This window comes from Streptomyces sp. NBC_00885, assembly GCF_045207475.1.
GTDB lineage: Bacteria > Actinomycetota > Actinomycetes > Streptomycetales > Streptomycetaceae > Streptomyces.
Window position 1 is genome coordinate 7,156,587 of the sequence record NZ_CP108796.1, and the last position, 18,397, is coordinate 7,174,983.

At 71.2% G+C, this 18,397-nt stretch carries 17 protein-coding genes and 1 pseudogene; 14 read left to right on the forward strand and 4 right to left on the reverse strand.

What is annotated here, in order from left to right:
• Positions 1-55 precede the first annotated feature (55 nt).
• Positions 56-718, reverse strand: a complete 663-nt coding sequence (locus OHA61_RS32575) for a lysophospholipid acyltransferase family protein (protein ID WP_361907617.1) — start codon at positions 716-718, stop codon at positions 56-58.
• 249 nt (positions 719-967) lie between these two features.
• On the opposite strand from OHA61_RS32575, the gene OHA61_RS32580 reads away from it, so the two are divergent.
• From OHA61_RS32580 to OHA61_RS32590, 3 genes are all read left to right on the forward strand, one after another.
• Positions 968-2,134: a glycerophosphodiester phosphodiesterase gene (locus OHA61_RS32580; RefSeq protein ID WP_406306037.1), complete on the forward strand. Its 1,167-nt coding sequence runs from the start codon at positions 968-970 to the stop codon at positions 2,132-2,134.
• A 95-nt stretch (positions 2,135-2,229) separates the two neighbouring features.
• Positions 2,230-2,739 (forward strand): sigma-70 family RNA polymerase sigma factor, encoded by a 510-nt coding sequence (locus OHA61_RS32585; protein ID WP_406306038.1) that lies wholly within the window; start codon positions 2,230-2,232, stop codon positions 2,737-2,739.
• Positions 2,740-2,775: 36 nt separating this feature from the next.
• A complete protein-coding gene (locus tag OHA61_RS32590) occupies positions 2,776-3,279 on the forward strand; it encodes a GNAT family N-acetyltransferase (protein WP_406306039.1) in 504 nt (167 codons plus the stop codon).
• Positions 3,280-3,285: 6 nt separating this feature from the next.
• On the opposite strand, the gene OHA61_RS32595 is transcribed toward OHA61_RS32590, so the two are convergent.
• Positions 3,286-3,717 carry a hypothetical protein gene (locus OHA61_RS32595; RefSeq protein ID WP_361916602.1) on the reverse strand — a complete coding sequence of 144 codons (432 nt, stop codon included), beginning with the start codon at positions 3,715-3,717 and terminating at the stop codon, positions 3,286-3,288.
• Between the two features lie 2 nt (positions 3,718-3,719).
• On the reverse strand, positions 3,720-4,079 hold the full coding sequence (locus OHA61_RS32600) for a hypothetical protein (RefSeq protein WP_324982489.1): 360 nt from the start codon (positions 4,077-4,079) through the stop codon (positions 3,720-3,722).
• A 71-nt stretch (positions 4,080-4,150) separates the two neighbouring features.
• Between OHA61_RS32600 and OHA61_RS32605 the strand changes: the two are divergent.
• From OHA61_RS32605 to OHA61_RS32645, 9 genes and pseudogenes are all read left to right on the forward strand, one after another.
• Positions 4,151-4,368, forward strand: a pseudogene (locus tag OHA61_RS32605) (HAD family hydrolase); the annotation flags it as partial.
• Positions 4,369-4,760: 392 nt separating this feature from the next.
• Complete coding sequence (locus OHA61_RS32610) at positions 4,761-5,834, forward strand: methionine ABC transporter ATP-binding protein (RefSeq protein ID WP_406306040.1); 1,074 nt, start codon at positions 4,761-4,763, stop codon at positions 5,832-5,834.
• A complete protein-coding gene (locus OHA61_RS32615; RefSeq protein WP_406306041.1) occupies positions 5,831-6,502 on the forward strand; it encodes a methionine ABC transporter permease in 672 nt (223 codons plus the stop codon). Before OHA61_RS32610 ends, OHA61_RS32615 begins: the two co-directional genes overlap by 4 nt.
• 77 nt (positions 6,503-6,579) lie before the next feature.
• The gene (locus OHA61_RS32620) at positions 6,580-7,440 is read left to right on the forward strand and encodes a MetQ/NlpA family ABC transporter substrate-binding protein (RefSeq protein WP_406306042.1); all 861 of its coding nucleotides are present in this window, start codon (positions 6,580-6,582) and stop codon (positions 7,438-7,440) included.
• A 104-nt stretch (positions 7,441-7,544) separates the two neighbouring features.
• Complete coding sequence (locus OHA61_RS32625) at positions 7,545-8,237, forward strand: GNAT family N-acetyltransferase (RefSeq protein WP_324982630.1); 693 nt, start codon at positions 7,545-7,547, stop codon at positions 8,235-8,237.
• A gap of 101 nt (positions 8,238-8,338) precedes the next feature.
• Positions 8,339-9,571: a precorrin-6y C5,15-methyltransferase (decarboxylating) subunit CbiE gene (gene cbiE, locus OHA61_RS32630; RefSeq protein WP_406307566.1), complete on the forward strand. Its 1,233-nt coding sequence runs from the start codon at positions 8,339-8,341 to the stop codon at positions 9,569-9,571.
• 334 nt (positions 9,572-9,905) lie between these two features.
• On the forward strand, positions 9,906-13,289 hold the full coding sequence (gene cobT, locus OHA61_RS32635) for a nicotinate-nucleotide--dimethylbenzimidazole phosphoribosyltransferase (RefSeq protein WP_406306043.1): 3,384 nt from the start codon (positions 9,906-9,908) through the stop codon (positions 13,287-13,289).
• A gap of 536 nt (positions 13,290-13,825) precedes the next feature.
• Positions 13,826-15,088 (forward strand): uroporphyrinogen-III C-methyltransferase, encoded by a 1,263-nt coding sequence (gene cobA / locus OHA61_RS32640; RefSeq protein ID WP_406306044.1) that lies wholly within the window; start codon positions 13,826-13,828, stop codon positions 15,086-15,088.
• Between the two features lie 81 nt (positions 15,089-15,169).
• Complete coding sequence (locus OHA61_RS32645; RefSeq protein WP_406306045.1) at positions 15,170-16,045, forward strand: TrmH family RNA methyltransferase; 876 nt, start codon at positions 15,170-15,172, stop codon at positions 16,043-16,045.
• Positions 16,046-16,191: 146 nt separating this feature from the next.
• Here the strand turns inward: OHA61_RS32645 and OHA61_RS32650 are convergent, their stop codons facing one another.
• A complete protein-coding gene (locus tag OHA61_RS32650; RefSeq protein ID WP_406306046.1) occupies positions 16,192-17,385 on the reverse strand; it encodes a serine/threonine-protein kinase in 1,194 nt (397 codons plus the stop codon).
• A gap of 232 nt (positions 17,386-17,617) precedes the next feature.
• Here OHA61_RS32650 and OHA61_RS32655 point away from each other — a divergent pair, with 232 nt between their 5' ends.
• Together OHA61_RS32655 and OHA61_RS32660 are read left to right on the forward strand one after the other, a co-directional pair.
• Complete coding sequence (locus OHA61_RS32655; protein WP_266478540.1) at positions 17,618-17,875, forward strand: hypothetical protein; 258 nt, start codon at positions 17,618-17,620, stop codon at positions 17,873-17,875.
• A gap of 189 nt (positions 17,876-18,064) precedes the next feature.
• Positions 18,065-18,271, forward strand: a complete 207-nt coding sequence (locus OHA61_RS32660; protein ID WP_406306047.1) for a hypothetical protein — start codon at positions 18,065-18,067, stop codon at positions 18,269-18,271.
• Positions 18,272-18,397 lie beyond the last annotated feature (126 nt).

Below are 18,397 nucleotides of genomic sequence, written 5' to 3' on the forward strand. Positions count from 1 at the left end.
GGGCCGGACCCCACGCCGGGTCCGGCCCATCTCACGCCAAGAGGCCGTCAGGCCCTCACGCCGCCTTCGCCTTCGTTGCGTACATGTCCACGTACTCCTGACCGGACAGCTCCATGACCTCCGTCATCACCGAGTCCGTCACCGCACGCAGCACATAGCGGTCGCGGTCCATCCCGTCGTAGCGCGAGAACTCCATCGGCTTGCCGAACCGGATCGTCACCCGGCCCGGCCGCGGCAGACCCGCGCCGCCCGGCTGCAGCTTGTCCGTGCCGATCACCGCGAACGGGACCACAGGCGCGCCCGTCATCAGGGTGAGCCGGGCGATGCCCGTACGCCCCCGGTACAGGCGGCCGTCGGGGGAGCGGGTGCCCTCCGGGTAGATGCCGAAGATCTTGCCTTCCTCCAGCACCCGACGGCCCGTCATCAGCGCGGCCACACCGCCGTTCGCACCGTCGCGGTCCACCGGGATCATGCCGCAGCCGGTGAAGAACCAGGCCATCATCCGGCCCTTGACGCCCTTGCCCGTGACGTACTCGTCCTTGCCGATGAAGTAGACCGGACGGGCGCACACGAGCGGGAGGATCATCGAGTCGATGAACGTCAGATGGTTGCCGGCGAGGATGACGGGTCCGGTCCCCGGGATGTTCTCGGCGCCTTCCACGCGCGGGCGGAACATCAGGCGCAGGATCGGTCCTAGCACGGCCTTGATGAGCGACAAGCGGGACAACGGGTCCTCCGGTGTCATACGGCGGTGGCGTGGGGGCGGACGGTAACGGCGGCGAAGTCTGTGCAGGTGAGGACCATACTCGCGGGTCGCACCTGATCGCACATCGGGTTCACGGAGCGGATACGCAGTGTTGACGTGAGTTTTCGCTGCGTTCGTCCACGGTCTGCCGCAGGTAAGGCGCGGCTGCCTACCATCAGGCGGTCGCTTGGCAGGTGCGGGACATCACACGGAGGAATGTCGATGACACAGGGTGCGGACAGAAGTCCCGGACGTCGTACGGTCCTGGGCGCGGCGGTAATCGGTACGGCAGCTCTCGGTGTCGGCGGCCTCACCGCCACAACTGCCGAGGCGGACGAGCGCCGAGTGAGCCATGACGGACACGGTTCGTCGTACAGGGATCTGCCCTCCCCCACCATCATCGGCCACCGCGGCGCCAGCGGCTACCGGCCCGAGCACACTCTCGGCTCCTATCAGCTCGCACTGGACCTCGGCGCCCATGTCATCGAGCAGGACCTGGTGCCCACCAAGGACGGCCATCTCGTCTGCCGTCACGAGAACGACATCACGGGTACGACGGATGTCGCCGCCCACCCGGAGTTCGCCTCCCGCAAGACCACCAAGTCCGTCGACGGCGTCAGCCTGACGGGCTGGTTCACCGAGGACTTCACGCTCGCCGAGCTCAAGACGCTGCGCGCCAAGGAGCGGATCCCGGCCAACCGTCAGGAGAACACCCTCTACGACGGCCGCTGGACGATCCCCACCTTCGAGGAGGTGCTGCGCTGGGCCGAGAAGGAGGGCCGCCGGCGCGGCCGTCCCGTATGGCTCCATGTCGAGACCAAGCACCCCACGTACTTCCGGGGGCTCGGCCTCGGTCTCGAGGAGCCGCTCGCCCGGCTGCTGCGCCGGTACGGCCGCGACCGCCGCAACTCGCCCGTCTTCCTTCAGTCGTTCGAGCCGAGCAGCATCCAGCGACTGGCGAAGCTCGTGTCCTCGCCGCGCGTCGTGCTGCTGTCCGGGGCGAGCAGCCGCCCGTGGGACTTCGTCGTGGCGGGCGACCCGCGTACGGTCGCCGACCTCGTCAAGCCCGAGGGTCTGCAGTGGATCGCGTCCTACGCGCAGGGCATCGGTCCCACCCTCGACCTGATCATCCCGAAGGACGCGACCGGCAAGCTGGGCACGCCGACGACGCTGGTGGCCGACGCGCACGCCGAAGGCCTGATCCTGCACTCGTACACGATGCGCAACGAGAACGCCTTCCTGCCCGCCGACTTCCGGCGCGGCACCGACCCGAACGCCTACGGCGACGCGTTCGGAGCGTTCAAGATCTACTTCGCGACCGGCATCGACGGCATCTTCACCGACAACGCCGACACCGGACTGCTGGCGGCCGCCGACTTCAACGGCTGACCCCCGGCCGACAGCAGATAAGGCCCGGCAGCCCGTACGGGTGACTGTGCCGTCGCACGGCAACCGCCGCCGTGCGACGGCACGTCCCGCCGGTCATGACGCTCCTCGAAGAACTTCGCCCGCTCGTGAGCGCCGAGGCGACGGCCGAGGCCCCCGCCGCCGCGATGGAGGCCCGCGATCTCGAACAGGCCGTCTGGGTGCGGCTGCTCGAACGCCTCGACGGAGCCGGTCCGCCGCCGGACGCCGCCCGCTGGGTCAGGTCGGCCGTACGCGCGGAAGCGCGCCGCGCCCGGCGCACCGCGGCCCGGGAACGGCCCTACGGTCCCGAGCCGTCGGCGGACCCGGCGGGCGGCCCGGAACGGGCCGCGCTGTGGTCCGAGCGCCGCCGTGCCCTGCGCGCCGCGATCGCCCGCACCCCGGGAAACTGCCCGCGGCTGCTGAATGCGATGCTGTCGCCCGACGACCCGACCTACCGCGAAATCGCAGGGGAGTTGGGAATCTCACAAGGCAGTCTGGGGCCGATGCGTTCCCGTTGCCTGGGATGCCTGCGCAGAATGCTGACGGCAGAGGTTGCGGCTCCTGAACCTGGGGGAAAGGAGCGGTAGACAACCGGCGGACAGGTGAGCGGGAGGCATGCGCACATGGGCATGAGCGTGACCATCTCAGCGGCAGGAGCACAGGACGCGGAGCAGATCCTCAAGCTGCAGTATCTGTGTTACCAGAGCGAGGCCGAGCTGTACGGCGACTACGGAATCGAGCCCCTCACCCAGTCCCTGGACGACCTGAGGGCCGAAATAGCCCAGGGGCACGCGCTGGTGGCCAGGCTCGGCGACGAGGTGGTCGCCTCCGTGCGCGGCAGCGTCGACGAGGGCGGCACGGCCCGGATCGCCAAGCTGATAGTGCACCCCCGGATGCAGCGCCACGGTCTGGGCGGCCGGCTGCTCGACGCGATCGAGAAGCGTCTTTCGGGCGAGGACGCAGCAAAGCGCTTCCAGCTCTTCACCGGCCACCGCAGCGAGAGCAATCTGCGACTGTACCGCAGCCGCGGCTATCTGCAGGTCTCCAGCGAACAGGTCGGCCCGCGGCTGACGCTGCTCACGCTGGAGAAGGAGGCCGTGGCGCGCGACTTCGCCGCGAGCGCGTAGCGGCGATCAGGCGGCGGGCTGCGCCACGTCCGTACGGGAGCGGCGCAGCCAGAGCATTCCGGTGACCGGCAGCAGCACCGGGATGAAGATGTAGCCCATGCCGTACGCCGACCAGACCGTCGAGTCCGGGAAGGCGGAAGGCTCCACCACCGTCCAGGTGCCCACGATCAGGACGCCCGCGAGCTCGGCGGCGCAGCACACCAGCGCCGCCCTGCGGGCCCGTTCCCCGCCACGCACCAGCGTGTACGTGATGAACGCGTACACGACGGCCGCGACGGCGGAGAGTGTGTGGGCCAGCGGCGCCGAGTCGTAGTCGGTGGCGATCTGGTAAACGGAGCGCGAGACGGCGCCCACCGACATCACTCCGTACACCCAGACCAGCAGCAGTCCCGGGCCCTGGACCAGCCGGGTCTTCTTGCTTTCCGCGGTCTCGGTCATGGTCAGCCGTTCCAGATGTCGTAGAGCCGCACTTCGAGCACGGCCAGGACGATCGCGCCCGCCGCGACCGTCACGGAGCCCCAGCGGGTGCGCTCCGTCAGCGAGAGGAAACCCGCCGCCGGAACCGCCGCGAACGCCCCGATCAGATACGCGACGAAGATCACCGAACCCTCGTCGGCCTTCTCGCCACGTGCCAGCTGCACGATCCCGACCAGCAGTTGCGCCAGCGCCAGCACCGACACCACGGCCATGCCGATGAAGTGCCAGTCCTTGGTGGGCTGGTCGCGAAGGGCGGCGTAACCGCACCAGGCGGCGAGGGCGAGCGCGGTCACGGCGACCGCGACCGTCAGGGCGTCAAGCATGGCCCCGAGCGTATTACGGGCCAAAAGGCCCGATGCGCGCGGCCCCGGCCGCCGCGTGGGGTCGACCACCGCTCGGGGCCGTGCGCCCCGGCGCCGGCCCGGCGCGCTGCGTGGTCTTCGAGGACGCCCCGGCGGGCTGACCGCGGGCCGCGCGGCGGGTATGCGGACCGTGGCCTTGGCCACAACGCACGAGCGTTCCGAGCTGTTCGCCGATGTCGTCGTTCACGACCTCTCGGCCGCGTCCGCGCAGGCCACGCACGGGGGAGTGGAGATCACTGCCGCCGGCTGAACCCGTCACATAGTGTCCGAATGCTGAGGCAGAACGTTCCGTTATTCGGACAGCGCTGATCGCTTCGTACCCCTGTCTGCTTTACTTGCCGACATGACCACGACGAGCAGCCGCATCCTTGCGACCGAGGCGATCACGACGCCCGGTGCTCGTTGTATGTGTCGAATGTGCGCCAGCTGAGGGCCCCTGCCTGAGCCTCGCGCCCCGAAGCGAGACCGACAGCCGAGCCGACTCCGGTGCTCCGCCAGGACGCATCGGTGCGAGCCTGCCGCGCGCCCGCGTTGCCCCCGGCCAAGGCCGAATCAGCCGTGCGGCGCCCGACTGTCCTGAACCCGAATGCCCCGTGCCCGGCGGACACTTCGCCGTGCACTCGAATGTGACGGAAACCTCCTGTGATCACCACTACGGGCCTTACCAAGGTCTACGCCTCACGAGGCCGCGAGGTCACCGCCCTGGACGGCGTCGATCTGCATGTCCGTGAGGGCGAGGTCTTCGGCGTCATCGGCCAGAGCGGCGCCGGAAAGTCCTCGCTCATCCGCTGCGTCAACCTGCTCGAGCGCCCCACCGCCGGCACCGTGACCGTGGCCGGCCAGGACCTCACCGCGCTCGCCGGCCGCGGCCGCCGCGCCTCCAGGGAACTGCGCGAGGCACGCAGCCGTATCGGCATGGTCTTCCAGCACTTCAACCTGCTGTCCTCGCGCACCGTCAAGGACAACATCGAGCTGCCGCTGGAGATCCTCGGTGTCTCCGGCGCCGAGCGCTCGCGCAAGGCACTCGAACTGCTCGACCTGGTGGGCCTCGCCGACAAGGCGAAGGCGTATCCCGGCCAGCTCTCCGGCGGCCAGAAGCAGCGCGTCGGCATCGCCCGGGCGCTCGCCGGCGACCCCAAGGTGCTGCTCTCCGACGAGGCGACCAGCGCCCTCGACCCCGAGACCACCCGCTCGATCCTGCAACTGCTGCGCGACCTCAACCGGCAGCTCGGACTGACCGTCCTGCTCATCACGCACGAGATGGACGTCGTCAAGACCATCTGCGACTCGGCAGCACTGATGAAGAAGGGGAAGATCATCGAATCCGGCACCGTGAGCGAACTGCTCGCGACCCCCGGCTCCGAGCTGGCTCAGGAGCTGTTCCCGGTCGGCGGCGAGGCCTCCGGCCCCGAAAGCACCGTCGTCGACGTCACCTTCCACGGTGAGTCCGCGACCCAGCCGGTCATCTCCCAGCTCTCGCGCACGTACAACGTCGACATCTCGATCCTCGGCGCCGCGATGGACACCGTCGGCGGCAAGCAGATCGGCCGGATGCGCATCGAGCTGCCCGGACGGTACGAGGAGAACGTCGTCCCGGTCGGCTTCCTGCGCGAGCAGGGCCTGCAGGTCGAGGTCGTCGACTCCGGAGCCCCCGCCGAGCAGTTCGCCCTCCACGCGCACAGCACCGCCGCGCTGGTCGAGGGGGTCGCCAAGTGACCTGGTGGGAGATGCAGCCGCTGCTCAGCCAGGGCACCGTGGACACCCTCTACATGGTGATGTGGTCGACCCTCGTCACCGTCGCGGGCGGACTGCCGCTCGGTGTGCTCCTGGTCCTCACCGACAAGGGCGGACTGCTGCAGAACACCCCGGTGAACAAGGTCGTCGGCGTGATCGTGAACATCGGCCGCTCGCTGCCGTTCATCATCCTGCTGATCGCGCTGATCCCCTTCACCACGCTGGTCGTCGGCACCTTCATCGGCCCCACCGCGATGATCGTGCCGCTCGCCGTCGGCGCGATTCCGTTCTTCGCCCGGCTCGTCGAGACGGCGATCCGTGAGGTCGACCACGGTCTGGTCGAGGCCGTCCAGTCGATGGGCGGCTCGATCCCCACGATCGTCCGCAAGGTGCTGCTGCCGCAGGCGCTGCCCTCGCTCGTCTCCGCCGTCACGACCACCGTGATCGTGCTCGTCGGCTACTCGGCGATGGCAGGCGCGGTCGGCGGCGAAGGGCTCGGATCCAAGGCCGTCACCTACGGATTCCAGCGCTTCGAGACCCAGTTCATGCTGATCACGGTCGTCGTCCTGATCGCCGTCGTCACCGCCGTCCAGCTCATCGGCGACGGAGTCGTACGACTCCTTGCTCGCCGGGGCCGCACCGCTTCCTGACCCCCAGACCTTTCCCCTGCACAGCCCGCACTCCTTGTCCGGGCGCCGTTCCGCTCCACCAGAAAGAGGCACTTTTCGTGCGCAAGAACAGCAAGCTCACCGTGTCCGCCGCCGCTCTCGGGGCCCTCGCCCTCGGCCTCACCGCCTGCGGCACCGCGTCCGACCCGGCCGCCAGGGCCGACTCCGGCGCCAAGGCCGACAAGTCCACGGCGCTGGTCGTCGCCGCGTCCCCGACGCCGCACGCCGACATCCTCAACTACGTCAAGGACAACCTGGCGAAGAAGGCCGGACTGAACCTCGAGGTCAAGGAGTTCACGGACTACGTCCTGCCGAACACCGCCACCGAGAGCGGCCAGGTCGACGCCAACTTCTTCCAGCACAAGCCCTACCTCGACGACTTCAACAAGAAGAACAACACCCACATCGTCCCGGTCGTCAACATCCACCTGGAGCCGCTCGGCCTCTACTCCAAGAAGGTCAAGGACCTCAAGGACCTCAAGCCCGGCCAGAGCGTGGCCGTGCCGAACGACACCACCAACGAGGGCCGTGCGCTGGGGCTGCTGGCCGACAACGGCCTGATCACCCTCAAGGACGGCGCGGGCACCGGCGCCAAGCTCTCCGACATCAAGGACAGCAAGGGCCTGAAGTTCAAGGAGATCGAGGCCGCCACGCTGCCCCGCGCCCTGAACGACGTCGACGCCGCGGTCATCAACGGCAACTACGCCATCGAGGCCGACCTCAAGCCCGCGACGGACGCCCTGGCGCTGGAGAAGGCCGAGGGCAACCCGTACGCCAACTTCCTCGCCGTCAAGCAGGGCAACGAGAAGGACGCGCGCGTGCAGAAGCTCGCGCAGCTCCTCAACTCCCCCGAGGTGAAGAAGTTCATCGAGGACAAGTACGCCGGCTCGGTCGTCCCGGCCTTCGGCGCCGTCAAGTAGCCCTTGGGGCAAGCCCCTTGAGCGAGGCCCGGCGCACCGCGGCAGGTGCGCCGGGCCTCGCCCAACTCGCCACCCGGCCATACGCATCCGTCACCGGATGCTGCATGCTGTGCCTTTACGGCTACGACCCTTCTCACACGGTCTTCGGCATGGAGCTGCGCATGACTACCACCTTCCCGGACGTGTCCATCAGCACGGAGCGGTTGGTGCTGCGCCCCTTCGAAGAGGCCGACATCCCGGCGTACACCGAGATGATGAACGACGAGATGGTCACCGCCTGGACCTCGGTGCCGCACCCGTACACCGCCGCACACTCAGATGCGTGGATCCGCAGGATCGCTCCTGCAGAGCGCACCGAAGGCCGCGGAATCGTTCTGGCGGTCACCGAGTTCCTCACCCAGCGGCTCGTCGGCATCGTCCACCTCAAGAACACCGACTGGCGCACCCTCGCCACCGAGGTCGCGTACGTCACCGCCCCCTGGGCGCGCGGCGAGGGTTACGCCACCGAATCGGTGCTCGCCGTCGCCCAGTGGCTGTTCCGCGTCCAGAAGTTCGAGCGACTGGAACTGCGTACCGCCGCCGACAACACCGCCTCCCAGCAGGTGGCGCAGAAGATCGGCTGCATCAGCGAGGGCGTCCTGCGCAACGCATGGATAGCGCGTACCCAGACCGAGGACGGTGGCTGGGCCGACATCCGTACCGATCTGATCGTCTGGAGCCTGCTCCCCGAGGACCTCGAAGGCGTCTCGGGTCAGATGGCGGACGCGGGCTACGCCTCCTTCACCGACTGGAACTGAGGCCACCCGGCCACGACCGACCGCGGCCCGCTCCAGGTACTCTCGCCATGCCCGCACCTGCGGGCTGCCCGACCTGCGACGACACCAGGAGACTGACGACGATGGCCGACCGCGTCACGGTGATCGGCTGGGACGGTTCGCCACTCACCGCAGCGGCCAGGTCCGCCCTCTCCGCCGCCACGCTGGTGGCCGGAGCCGCGCACCATCTGGCGCTGCCCGAGGTACCGGTCGGTGCCGAGCGCATCCGGCTCGGCAGCGTGGGCCTCGCCGCCCGGCGGATCGCCGGGCACCGCGGCAGCGCCGTCGTCCTCGCCGACGGCGACCCGGGCTTCTTCGGTGTCGTACGCACCCTGCGCGCGCCGGAGCACGGCCTGGAGGTCGAGGTCGTGCCCGCCGTCTCGTCCGTCGCCACGGCCTTCGCCCGGGCCGGGATGCCCTGGGACGACGCCCAGATCGTCGTCGCACACCGCCGTACGCTGCGCCGCGCCGTCAACGTGTGCCGGGCGCACTCCAAAGTCGCCGTTCTCACCTCCCCGGGCGCCGGGCCCGCCGAGCTCGCCCTCCTGCTCGAAGGCGTGCACCGCACCTTCGTCATCTGCGAGGAACTGGGCACGGACCGCGAACAGGTCACCGTCCTGACCTCCGACAAGGCCGCCGACCACGCCTGGCGCGACCCCAACGTCGTCATCGTCATCGGGGGAGCGGGGACTGCGGCCGTCCAGGGCGGCGGCTGGATCGCCGGCCACGAGCCCGGCTACCCGCCGCCGGTACGGGGCTGGGCGCTGCCTTCGCAGGCGTACGGACACGCGTACGCAGAAGGACTCGGCGAGGGCGAATCGGTGCAGCTGCGCGCCGCCCAACTGGCCCGCCTCGGGCCGCGCATCGGCGACCTCGTCTGGGACATCGGCTCGGGCAGCGGCGCACTCGCGGCGGAGGCGGCCCGCTTCGGCGCCGCGGTCATCGCCGTCGACGCGGACCCGGACGCCTGCGCCCGCACCGACGCCACGGCCCGGCACGCGGGCGCCCAGCTCCAGGTCGTCCAGGGGCGCGCGCCGCATGTGCTGGAGCGGCTGCCGGAGCCCGATGTCGTACGGATCGGGGGCGGGGGAGTGCCGGTGGTGACCGCGTGCGCCGACCGGCGGCCGCAGTGCATCGTCACGCATGCCTCGACCCGCGACGAGGCGGAGGCGATCGGCGCGGCCCTCGCGGCCGGCGGCTACGAGGTGGAGTGCGCGCTGCTGCAGTGCGTCGACATGGACACGACGGCTTGGGCAGAGCGGGAGCGTTCCGTCGTCTTCCTGCTCTCCGGCCGGCGGGTGGAGAGCGCCCCATGACCCTGCCGCCGGACGGCGCGCGGTAGGCTGGCCGATCGTTGTACCGCACCCGGACGTTCGTCGCTTCGTTCGTCAATGTCCGGAAAATGGGGCCGCTTTGGTTCCGATATGTGGTACGTCAGAACCGGGGGAAGCGCAACGTGGCGCAGCCCACAACGGGCCGTGGCAGATCTCATGGCCGCGGCGCCGAACGGCCGCGAGAATGCTTGGAGACCGTGGGGGCATCGTGCCGCGCGGCGCACACGCTCGTTCTTGTTGACGGGCGTCAGGTGTGCCGCGATCGGGCGTCCCGGGCGACGGGCGAAGGAACACAAGCGATGGGCGAGGGGTACGCATGACTGACACCGGCCAGATCCCGGGCGAGGGGCTGCCGGAGAACGCAGGCATGGTGGAGCAGCCGGGCATCCCCGCTCCTGGCGCGTACACCTACCTCGACCCCTCCGAGAACGGCTCCGAAGAGGACGATCTGCTGTTGATGCCGGGCGCGCAGGGGGCGTGGAGCGATCCGCAGCCGCTGCAGCCCGTGCAGTCGGTGCAGCCTGTCCAGGCGATGCAGTCCGTGCAGTCCGTCCCCATGCAGCCCGTCTCCGTGCAGCCCGTCTCCGTACAGGCCGTGCAGCAGGGCCCGGTGGCTCAGGCGCCGGCCGGTCACGGGTCCGCGGGATCCATGGAATCCGTGGGACAGGCTCCGGTGGCCGTGCCGCCGCCCGCGCCGACGGCTGAGACCTCCGCTCCCGAGCATCTCGTCTCCGAGCACCATGGCGCCGAGTCCTTTGTGTCCGAGGTTCATGCCGAGGCGTTCGTGGAAGTGCAGCCGCCCGCCGGACCGGAGTACGCGGCGCCGGAGTACGCGGCTGGCGAGTTCGCCGCTCCCGCGCCGGTTGCGGCCGAGTTCGGAGAGGAGCAGCCCGCCTCGGAGCCTGTCGCCGAACCGGCTCTGGCGGCCGAGGCGGTGGCACCCGCCCCGCCTGTCTTCGACGCTCACGAGTCGGGCGCTCACGAGGCCGGTGGCCGGGACTCCGGTTCCGTCGACCTCAATGGCGTACGCATTCCGCCCACATCGGGCATGCCGACGCCTCCGCCCCCGCGACGCCCGCTGCACATGGGCCCGCCGCTGCCCGACACCTCGGGCGGAGTGGTGCGCTCGCTCGCCGACCGCGGTCCGGCGGGCGCGCGCCCGCCCGCGATGGCGGTCGCCAACCCCGGGCCGCCCACTGCGGGTCCGGAGTACCTCGACATCCCGCGTGAGGGGCCGGCAGCCGTGTTGCCCGGACCGCAGCTGGGCGAGATTCCGCCGCAGGGCGGGGCTCCCTGGAATCCGCAGCCGCCGCAGTCCCATACGCCTCCTCCGGCGCCGGCAGAAGCCTTCGTCCCGGAGCCCGCTCCTGTCACACCGGTCCCTCCGGTTCTCGCTGAGGCTCCTCTCGCGGCCGCCGAGCCCGAGCCGCATGCGCAGTCGGAAGCGGAATTGGAGCCCGAGCAGCCGTCGGCCGGGCAGTTCGTCCCGGTCAACGGGTCGCTGCCGACCACACCTCACCTCGCGCCGACACCGGTCCCCACGGTGGTGCAGGCCGAGCCCGAACCGGCGCCCGAGCCGGTGGAGGAGGTCGAGGCCGAGTCCGTGGCAGCGGTCACTGAGCCGCAGGCGGAGCCGCAGTTCGTGCCGGAGCCGGCTGCTCAGGCCGAGCCGATCCTCGTGCCCGCGCCGCGCGAAGGCGACCCGGAACCGCTCGCCGAGGCGGCCGGCGAGCCAGCCGCGGTACCTGCTGACCTGCCTGTCGTCGAGGCGGCCCTCGAGCCCGCCGCCGAGCCCGCCGCCGAGCCCGCCGCCGAGCCCGCCGCCGTTCCTGTCGCCGAGGCCGGGCAGATCGTGGCTCCCGAGGAGATCGTCGTGGCCGAAGAATCCGTGCCCGAGCCCGCGTTCGAGCCCGAACCGGAGCCGGAGCCCGCCGCCGTCCCCGCGCCCGAGCCGGTTGCAGCCGGTCGAGCGGCCGCGCCCGGCTACGACGACGCCGAGCGCGAAGCCGTACTGCGCGTCATGCGCGAACGCCGGGACATCCGTAACGGCTTCCGCAGCGACCCCATCCCGCACGAAGTGCTGCTGCGCGTCCTGGAAGCCGCCCACACGGCGCCCAGCGTCGGCCACTCCCAGCCCTGGGACTTCGTCGTCATCCGCTCCGCCGAGACCCGGCGGACGATGCACGAACTCGCCCAGCGGCAGCGCGAGGCCTACGCGAAGTCCCTGCCGAAGGGCAGAGCCAAGCAGTTCAAGGAACTGAAGATCGAGGCGATCCTCGACACCCCTGTGAACATCGTGGTCACCGCCGACCCGACGCGCGGCGGCCGCCACACCCTGGGCCGTCACACCCAGCCGCAGATGGCCCCGTACTCCTCCGCCCTCGCCGTCGAGAACCTCTGGCTCGCCGCCCGCGCGGAAGGCCTCGGGGTCGGCTGGGTCAGCTTCTTCGACGAGCGCGAGATGGTGCGTGCGCTGGGGCTGCCGGAGCACTTGGAGGTCGTGGCGTACCTGTGTGTCGGTTACGTCGACGAGTTCCCCGAGGAGCCCGAGCTGATGCAGGCGGGCTGGTCCAAGCGCCGTCCGCTGTCGTGGGTCGTCCACGAGGAGACGTACGGGCGTCGCGCCCTGCCGGGTGAGGAGCCCCACGACCTCCTCAAGGAGACCGTCTCCAACATCCGTCCGCTGGACGCGAAGGCGCTCGGCGAGGCGTGGGAGCGCCAGAAGCGGATGACCAAGCCCGCGGGGGCGCTCGGGATGCTGGAGATCATCTCCGCGCAGCTGAGCGGACTGTCACGGATGTGCCCGCCGCCGATCCCGGAGCCCGCGGCCGTCGCGATCTTCGCGGGCGACCACGGTGTGCACGCGCAGGGCGTCACGGCCTGGCCCCAGGAAGTCACCGCCCAGATGGTGGCCAACTTCCTCGGCGGCGGCGCGGTCTGCAACGCGTTCGCCAACCAGGTGGGCGCCGAGGTCTGCGTCATCGACGTCGGCGTGGCCGGGGACCTGCCCGCCACGCCCGGACTGCTCCCGCGCAAGGTCCGGCCCGGCACGGCCGACTTCACGACCGGGCCCGCGCTGAGCCGCGAGGAGGTCCACTCCGCCGTCGAGGTCGGCATCGAGACGGCGCGGGATCTGGTGGCGGCGGGCAACAAGGCGCTGCTCACCGGTGAGATGGGCATCGCGAACACGACGGTCTCGGCCGCGCTCATCGCCGTCTACACGGGCATCGACCCGGGCGAGATCACCGGCCGCGGTACGGGCATCAACGACGAGATGCACGCGCGCAAGGTCGACGTGGTGCGCCGCGCGCTCGAACTGCACGCGCCGGACCCGGCCGACCCGATCGGCGTCCTGTCGGCGGTCGGCGGCCTGGAGCACGCCGCGCTGGTCGGCTTCATCCTCGGCGGCGCGTCACTGCGTACGCCCGTGGTGCTGGACGGCGTCTCGGCGGGCGCGGCCGCGCTGGTCGCCCGGGCGATCGCGCCCGAGGCCCTGGCGGCGTGCATCGCGGGCCACCGCAGCGCGGAGCCGGGCCACGTGGCGGCCCTCAACAAGCTGGGCCTGCGGCCGCTGGTCGACCTGGACCTGCGGCTGGGGGAGGGCACGGGCGCGCTGCTGGCGCTGCCGGTCGTGCAGAGTGCTGCGCGGGCGATGCACGAGGTGGCGACGTTCGACTCGGCGGGCGTCACGGAGAAGTAGCCGGCGGCGGGCCCTTCGGCCGAGTGGTGGGTACGCCCGCCGCACGCCCGTTCCGGGCGACCCGCTGGCTCGCCGCCGTCGGTGACTGCCGCCGGGTGGTGGGTGCGCCCGCGTTCGGCGGGCTGTTGTCCCACCCGCCCGCCCGTTTCAGGTCGACCGGTTGCCGGCGGCCTCTGGTGGGTGGCCGCGCGCCGTCGGCGGCTTCCGCCCTGTGGTCGGCAGGCTCGCCGCCCGTTCAGCCCGTTCCGGGCGACCGGTCGGTAGACGCCTCCGGCGACCGATACACCGGCCACCCGCCCCCGGGGCCGAGGTCCGCGGCGCGAAGCTGCCGCCGCGGGCCGTGGGGGCGTCAGCCCCCACGTAGCCCTCCCCCCACGGGGTCTGGGGCACCGCCCCAGTTTCGGGAAGGGGCGGGGCAGGGGAGAAACCCCCCACCCCCTTAAGGTATTCGCAGGGCCCCACCCCACCCCACCAGCCGCTTCACCGCCGCAGCGGTCCCGTACAAGCACCGCCCCGCACGAGGAGCCACGACCGCCATGGCCGAGCACGCAGAGCCCGCTGAGCAAGCCGCGCACGCTGAGCAAGCCGAGCACCCCGCCTACCCCGTCGGACTCCGCCTCACCGGGCGCCGCGTCGTCGTCCTCGGCGGTGGCCAGGTCGCCCAGCGGCGCCTGCCCGCGCTCATCGCGGCCGGTGCCGACATCGTCCTCGTGTCCCCGGAGGCGACGCCCTCCGTCGAGGCAATGGCCGCGGCCGGCGAGATCGGATGGGAGCGGCGCCCGTACGCCGAGGGCGACCTCGCGGACGCCTGGTACGCCCTCATCGCGACCTCCGACGCAGAGGCGAACGAGCGCGCGTCCGCCGAGGGCGAGCGCACCCGCACCTGGTGCGTACGCTCCGACGACGCCGGCGCCGCCACCGCCTGGACCCCGGCCACCGGCCGGTCCGAAGGCGTGACCGTCGCCGTGCTGACGGGACGCGACCCGCGCCGTTCGGCAGCCGTGCGGGACGCGATCGTCGAGGGCCTGCGCGACGGCTCCCTCGCGGCGCCCCACCACCGCACCCGTACCCCCGGCGTCGCCCTCGTCGGCGGCGGTCCCGGCGACCCGGATCTGATCACCGTCCGCGGCCGCCGGCTCCTCGCCGAGGCGGACGTCGTCATCGCAGACCGCCTCGGCCCGCGGGACCTGCTGGACGAACTCCCGCCCCACGTCGAGGTGATCGACGCCGCGAAGATCCCGTACGGCCGCTTCATGGCCCAGGAGGCCATCAACAACGCCCTGATCGAGCACGCGAAGGCGGGCAAGGCGGTCGTGCGCCTCAAGGGCGGCGACCCCTTCGTCTTCGGCCGCGGCATGGAGGAGGCCGAAGCCCTCGCCGAGGCGGGCATCCCGTGCACCGTCGTCCCCGGCATCTCCAGCTCCATCAGCGTCCCCGGCGCCGTCGGCATCCCCGTGACCCATCGCGGGGTGGCCCATGAGTTCACCGTGGTCAGCGGCCATGTCGCCCCCGACGACGAGCGTTCGCTCGTCGACTGGGAGTCGCTCGCCAAGCTCCGCGGCACGCTCGTCGTCCTGATGGGCGTGGACAAGATCGGCGCGATCGCGCAGACCCTCGTCGCCTACGGCAAGAGCCCCGACACCCCCGTGGCCCTGGTCCAGGAGGGCACGACCGCGTCCCAGCGCCGCGTCGACGCCACCCTGGCGACCGTCGCCGAGAGGGTCCGCGCCGAGGACGTACGCCCGCCCGCGGTCATCGTCATCGGCGAGGTCGTCACCGTCGGCCCGCGCAAGGCATAAGCGTTCCGCGCCGCGTAACCGCCAGTAACCGACCTGCGCCCAGCCGTTGGCACCACACCCAGGAGAAGGCAGTATCACCCTGTGGCTGATCTCATCACTGTCGAGGACCCCGACGACCCGCGTCTGCGCGATTACACGGGTCTGACCGACGTCGAGCTGCGGCGCAAGCGCGAACCCGCGGAGGGCCTGTTCATCGCCGAGGGCGAGAAGGTCATCCGGCGCGCCAAGGACGCCGGTTACGAGATGCGGTCGATGCTGCTCTCCGCCAAGTGGGTCGACGTCATGCGGGACGTCATCGACGAGCTCCCGGCACCCGTGTACGCGGTGAGCCCCGAGCTCGCCGAACGGGTCACCGGCTACCACGTGCACCGCGGCGCGCTCGCCTCCATGCAGCGCAAGCCCCTGCCCACGGCCGACGAACTGCTGCTGACCGCCCGCCGGGTGGTCGTCATGGAGTCGGTCAACGACCACACCATGGGTCTCCAAGATTCCGCAGGTCAGCGCATCGCAGTCTTCGAGGGATTCGTCGATCACGCCAATCTCGGGGCTGCCTTCCGCAGTGCCGCCGCCCTCGGGATCAAGGCCATCCTGCTGTCCCCGGACTGCGCAGACCCTCTCTATAGGCGAGCGATCAAGGTCTCAATGGGTGCCACCTTCACCCTCCCGTACGCCCGACTCGAAGACTGGCCGGGCGGGCTCGATACCGTCCGCGAAGCGGGGTACAACATCCTCGCCATGACCCCGGACGAGAAGGCGACGCCGCTCGACGAGCTGGACCCCGGCCGCTTCGAGAGGTGCGCCATCATGCTCGGGTCCGAGGGCCACGGGCTCTCCACGTACGCCCTTCGAGCGGCGGATGAGTGGGCACGAATCCCCATGGCCGCGGGAATCGACTCGCTCAACGTGGCGGCAGCCTCAGCCGTCGCGTTCTACGCGACCCGACCTCGGCCCGCCTGAGCGTCAGTCGGGACCAGGGAAGCATCGGCGCTTCAGGCGATCGCGGCACACCCTGACGATGTGGGTCGCTACCGGCTCCCGCACGGGAGCCCCAGATCTGGGGGCCTCGCGCGACCCACAGCCGCGCACAGCTGCATACAGCTCTTCTAGAGCTGCTGGGCCGCCGCGATTCCGAGCGCCACGATCAGCGTCACCACGACGAAGACGATGATGCGCTGGCGCAGCAGCCGCGGATTCGCGGGCCGCCGCCCGGGCGAGGTCGGGCGCACACCGGGCTTGGTGCCCTGACGCCCGTTCGTGCGGGAAGTGTTGCGCGGCGCCTGAGGGCGCGTGCCGCCCGTGCGTGACGGCTGCGCCGCGCGCGGCATGGACGTGCCCGCCGTCCTCCGCTCGAGGCGTTCTGTCCGCTCCATCCTCCCGGAGCGCTCCACGCGCTGCGTCCGCTGCGGATAGCGCGAGGTCGGCCGGTCCTGTTCGATCCGTTCGCGCTGGGCGGGCGGACGGGCCTCCGACAGCCCCTGGGCCTCCCTGGCCGCGATCTCCTTGAGCCGCATCGACAGCTGCAGCGTGCTGGGCCGCTCCTCGGGGTCCTTCGCCAGGCAGGCCCGTACGAGCGGAGCAAGCGCGTCCGGAACCCCGTACAGCTGCGGCTCCTCATGCACCACCCGGTACAGCATGACTTCCGAACTGCCGTGTCCGAAGGGTGAGTCGGCGGTCGCCGCGTACGCGAGCGTGGCGCCCAGCGCGAAGACGTCCGTCGCCGGGGTGACCGCGGCGCCGCGCACCTGCTCGGGCGCGAGGAAACCGGGGGAGCCGACCGCCGTGCCGACGTGCGTGAGGGTGCTCGCGCCCGTCGCCCAGGCGATGCCGAAGTCGATGATCCGCGGGCCCTTCGGCGACAGCAGGATGTTCGACGGCTTCAGATCCCGGTGGACGACTCCGGCCTCGTGCACCGCAACCAGGCCCTCCGACAGGGCGGCCCCGATCGCGGCCACCTCGGCGGCCCGGAGCGTGCCGTCCTCGGCCACCTTGTCGTGCAGGGAGGGACCGGGGACGTACTGGGTGGCGAACCACGGGCGCTCCGCCTCCAGATCGGCGGCCACCAGCCGTGCCGTACAGCCGCCGCGGATCCGCCGCGCGGCCGAGACCTCGCGCGCGAAGCGCGATCTGAACTCCTGGTCCTCCGCGAGGTCCGGCCGGATCACCTTCAGAGCCACGCGCTGCCCCCGCCGGTCGGACCCGAGGTACACAACCCCCATGCCACCCGCGCCGAGCCGCCGGTGCAGCCTGAACGAGCCGACGACACGCGGGTCCTCGCGCCGGAGCCGCATCATCGCCATGTCCGTCCCCTACCTACGGTGGGGAGACCCCACCCCCGCTGCCACGGTCGTCCGTTTGACGTGGCACAGCTTACGTACCCCTGCCCCGGTGTGCTCATAGGCCGCGCCCTCGCGGCCCGATCGATTGTCAGTGCCGGGTGGGAAACTTGAAGAGTGGTCAGGGGGCCGCGGATCGGGCCCCCGTGGGCCGTGCGAGATCTCAAAGGTCCGTCGCAGAAGGGGGATTGGATCGATGAAGGGTGACCGCGTGGAGATAGTCGTGGACGCGGGAGACACGACTCGTACGTACGAAGTGGTGGCAAGCCGGGCAGGTCGCAGGGTCGAGACGGCGGTACGCAGAGGGGTGGTGGAAGTGAGCGAAGTCACCCGCACGGGGACGGTGGTGCGGACGGCGCGCTTCATGGCCACGAGGGTGCTGGCACTGGTCGAGCAGCCCGTGCCGCGGGAGGACTCCTCGGAGCGTCCCCTCGGGGAAGACCCCAAGTCCTAGGAGCTCGTCTCCACCCAGGGGAGTACGTCACCGGGGCGCTGCTCATCCTCCGGGAGGCCCGGCAATCGGTACGAGGGCATGACGCCTGGGACCCCCCGGGTCCCTAATGTTGAGGTCAAGCGGCGGGTGCAGCACTCGTCCCCCGAGGTCAGACACCCGCCGCTGCCACATACGAACGGGAGAGGGACCATGGCCGACACGGCAACGCGGACGATGATCCGCACGCAGGGACGCAGGGCATTCACCGCGTTCGGCGGCCGCACGTCGGGCCGACGCCATCCGCTGGTGGCGACGGCGATGGTGCTCCCTCTCGCGGCCCTGCTCGTGGTCGCCTTCGGCGGCTGGGAAGCAGTGGTCACACAAGCGTCGTCCGTGGGCGTGATGCTGGGGCGCTGAGCGGCGCCCCGGGCCCGGAAGAGCGGTCCGGGTCGGGGACATCCGGCCAACAACCCCGTGGGGACGGGGGTGCGGCGGACGGCAGCGTTTGGCCGGTCAGCTGGGGAGCTGACCGGCCATCGCGCT

What these genes read in the sequence shown, in the direction of transcription:
- OHA61_RS32625 (WP_324982630.1), top strand. Translation starts at nt 7,545, where the DNA reads ATGCTGTGCCTTTACGGCTACGACCCTTCTCACACGGTCTTCGGCATG.
- cobT (WP_406306043.1), top strand. Translation starts at nt 9,906, where the DNA reads ATGACTGACACCGGCCAGATCCCGGGCGAGGGGCTGCCGGAGAACGCA.
- OHA61_RS32580 (WP_406306037.1), top strand. Translation starts at nt 968, where the DNA reads ATGACACAGGGTGCGGACAGAAGTCCCGGACGTCGTACGGTCCTGGGC.
- OHA61_RS32585 (WP_406306038.1), top strand. Translation starts at nt 2,230, where the DNA reads ATGACGCTCCTCGAAGAACTTCGCCCGCTCGTGAGCGCCGAGGCGACG.
- OHA61_RS32600 (WP_324982489.1), bottom strand. Translation starts at nt 4,079, where the DNA reads ATGCTTGACGCCCTGACGGTCGCGGTCGCCGTGACCGCGCTCGCCCTC.
- OHA61_RS32660 (WP_406306047.1), top strand. Translation starts at nt 18,065, where the DNA reads ATGGCCGACACGGCAACGCGGACGATGATCCGCACGCAGGGACGCAGG.
- cobA (WP_406306044.1), top strand. Translation starts at nt 13,826, where the DNA reads ATGGCCGAGCACGCAGAGCCCGCTGAGCAAGCCGCGCACGCTGAGCAA.
- OHA61_RS32655 (WP_266478540.1), top strand. Translation starts at nt 17,618, where the DNA reads ATGAAGGGTGACCGCGTGGAGATAGTCGTGGACGCGGGAGACACGACT.
- OHA61_RS32590 (WP_406306039.1), top strand. Translation starts at nt 2,776, where the DNA reads ATGGGCATGAGCGTGACCATCTCAGCGGCAGGAGCACAGGACGCGGAG.
- OHA61_RS32595 (WP_361916602.1), bottom strand. Translation starts at nt 3,717, where the DNA reads ATGACCGAGACCGCGGAAAGCAAGAAGACCCGGCTGGTCCAGGGCCCG.
- OHA61_RS32650 (WP_406306046.1), bottom strand. Translation starts at nt 17,385, where the DNA reads ATGGCGATGATGCGGCTCCGGCGCGAGGACCCGCGTGTCGTCGGCTCG.
- cbiE (WP_406307566.1), top strand. Translation starts at nt 8,339, where the DNA reads ATGGCCGACCGCGTCACGGTGATCGGCTGGGACGGTTCGCCACTCACC.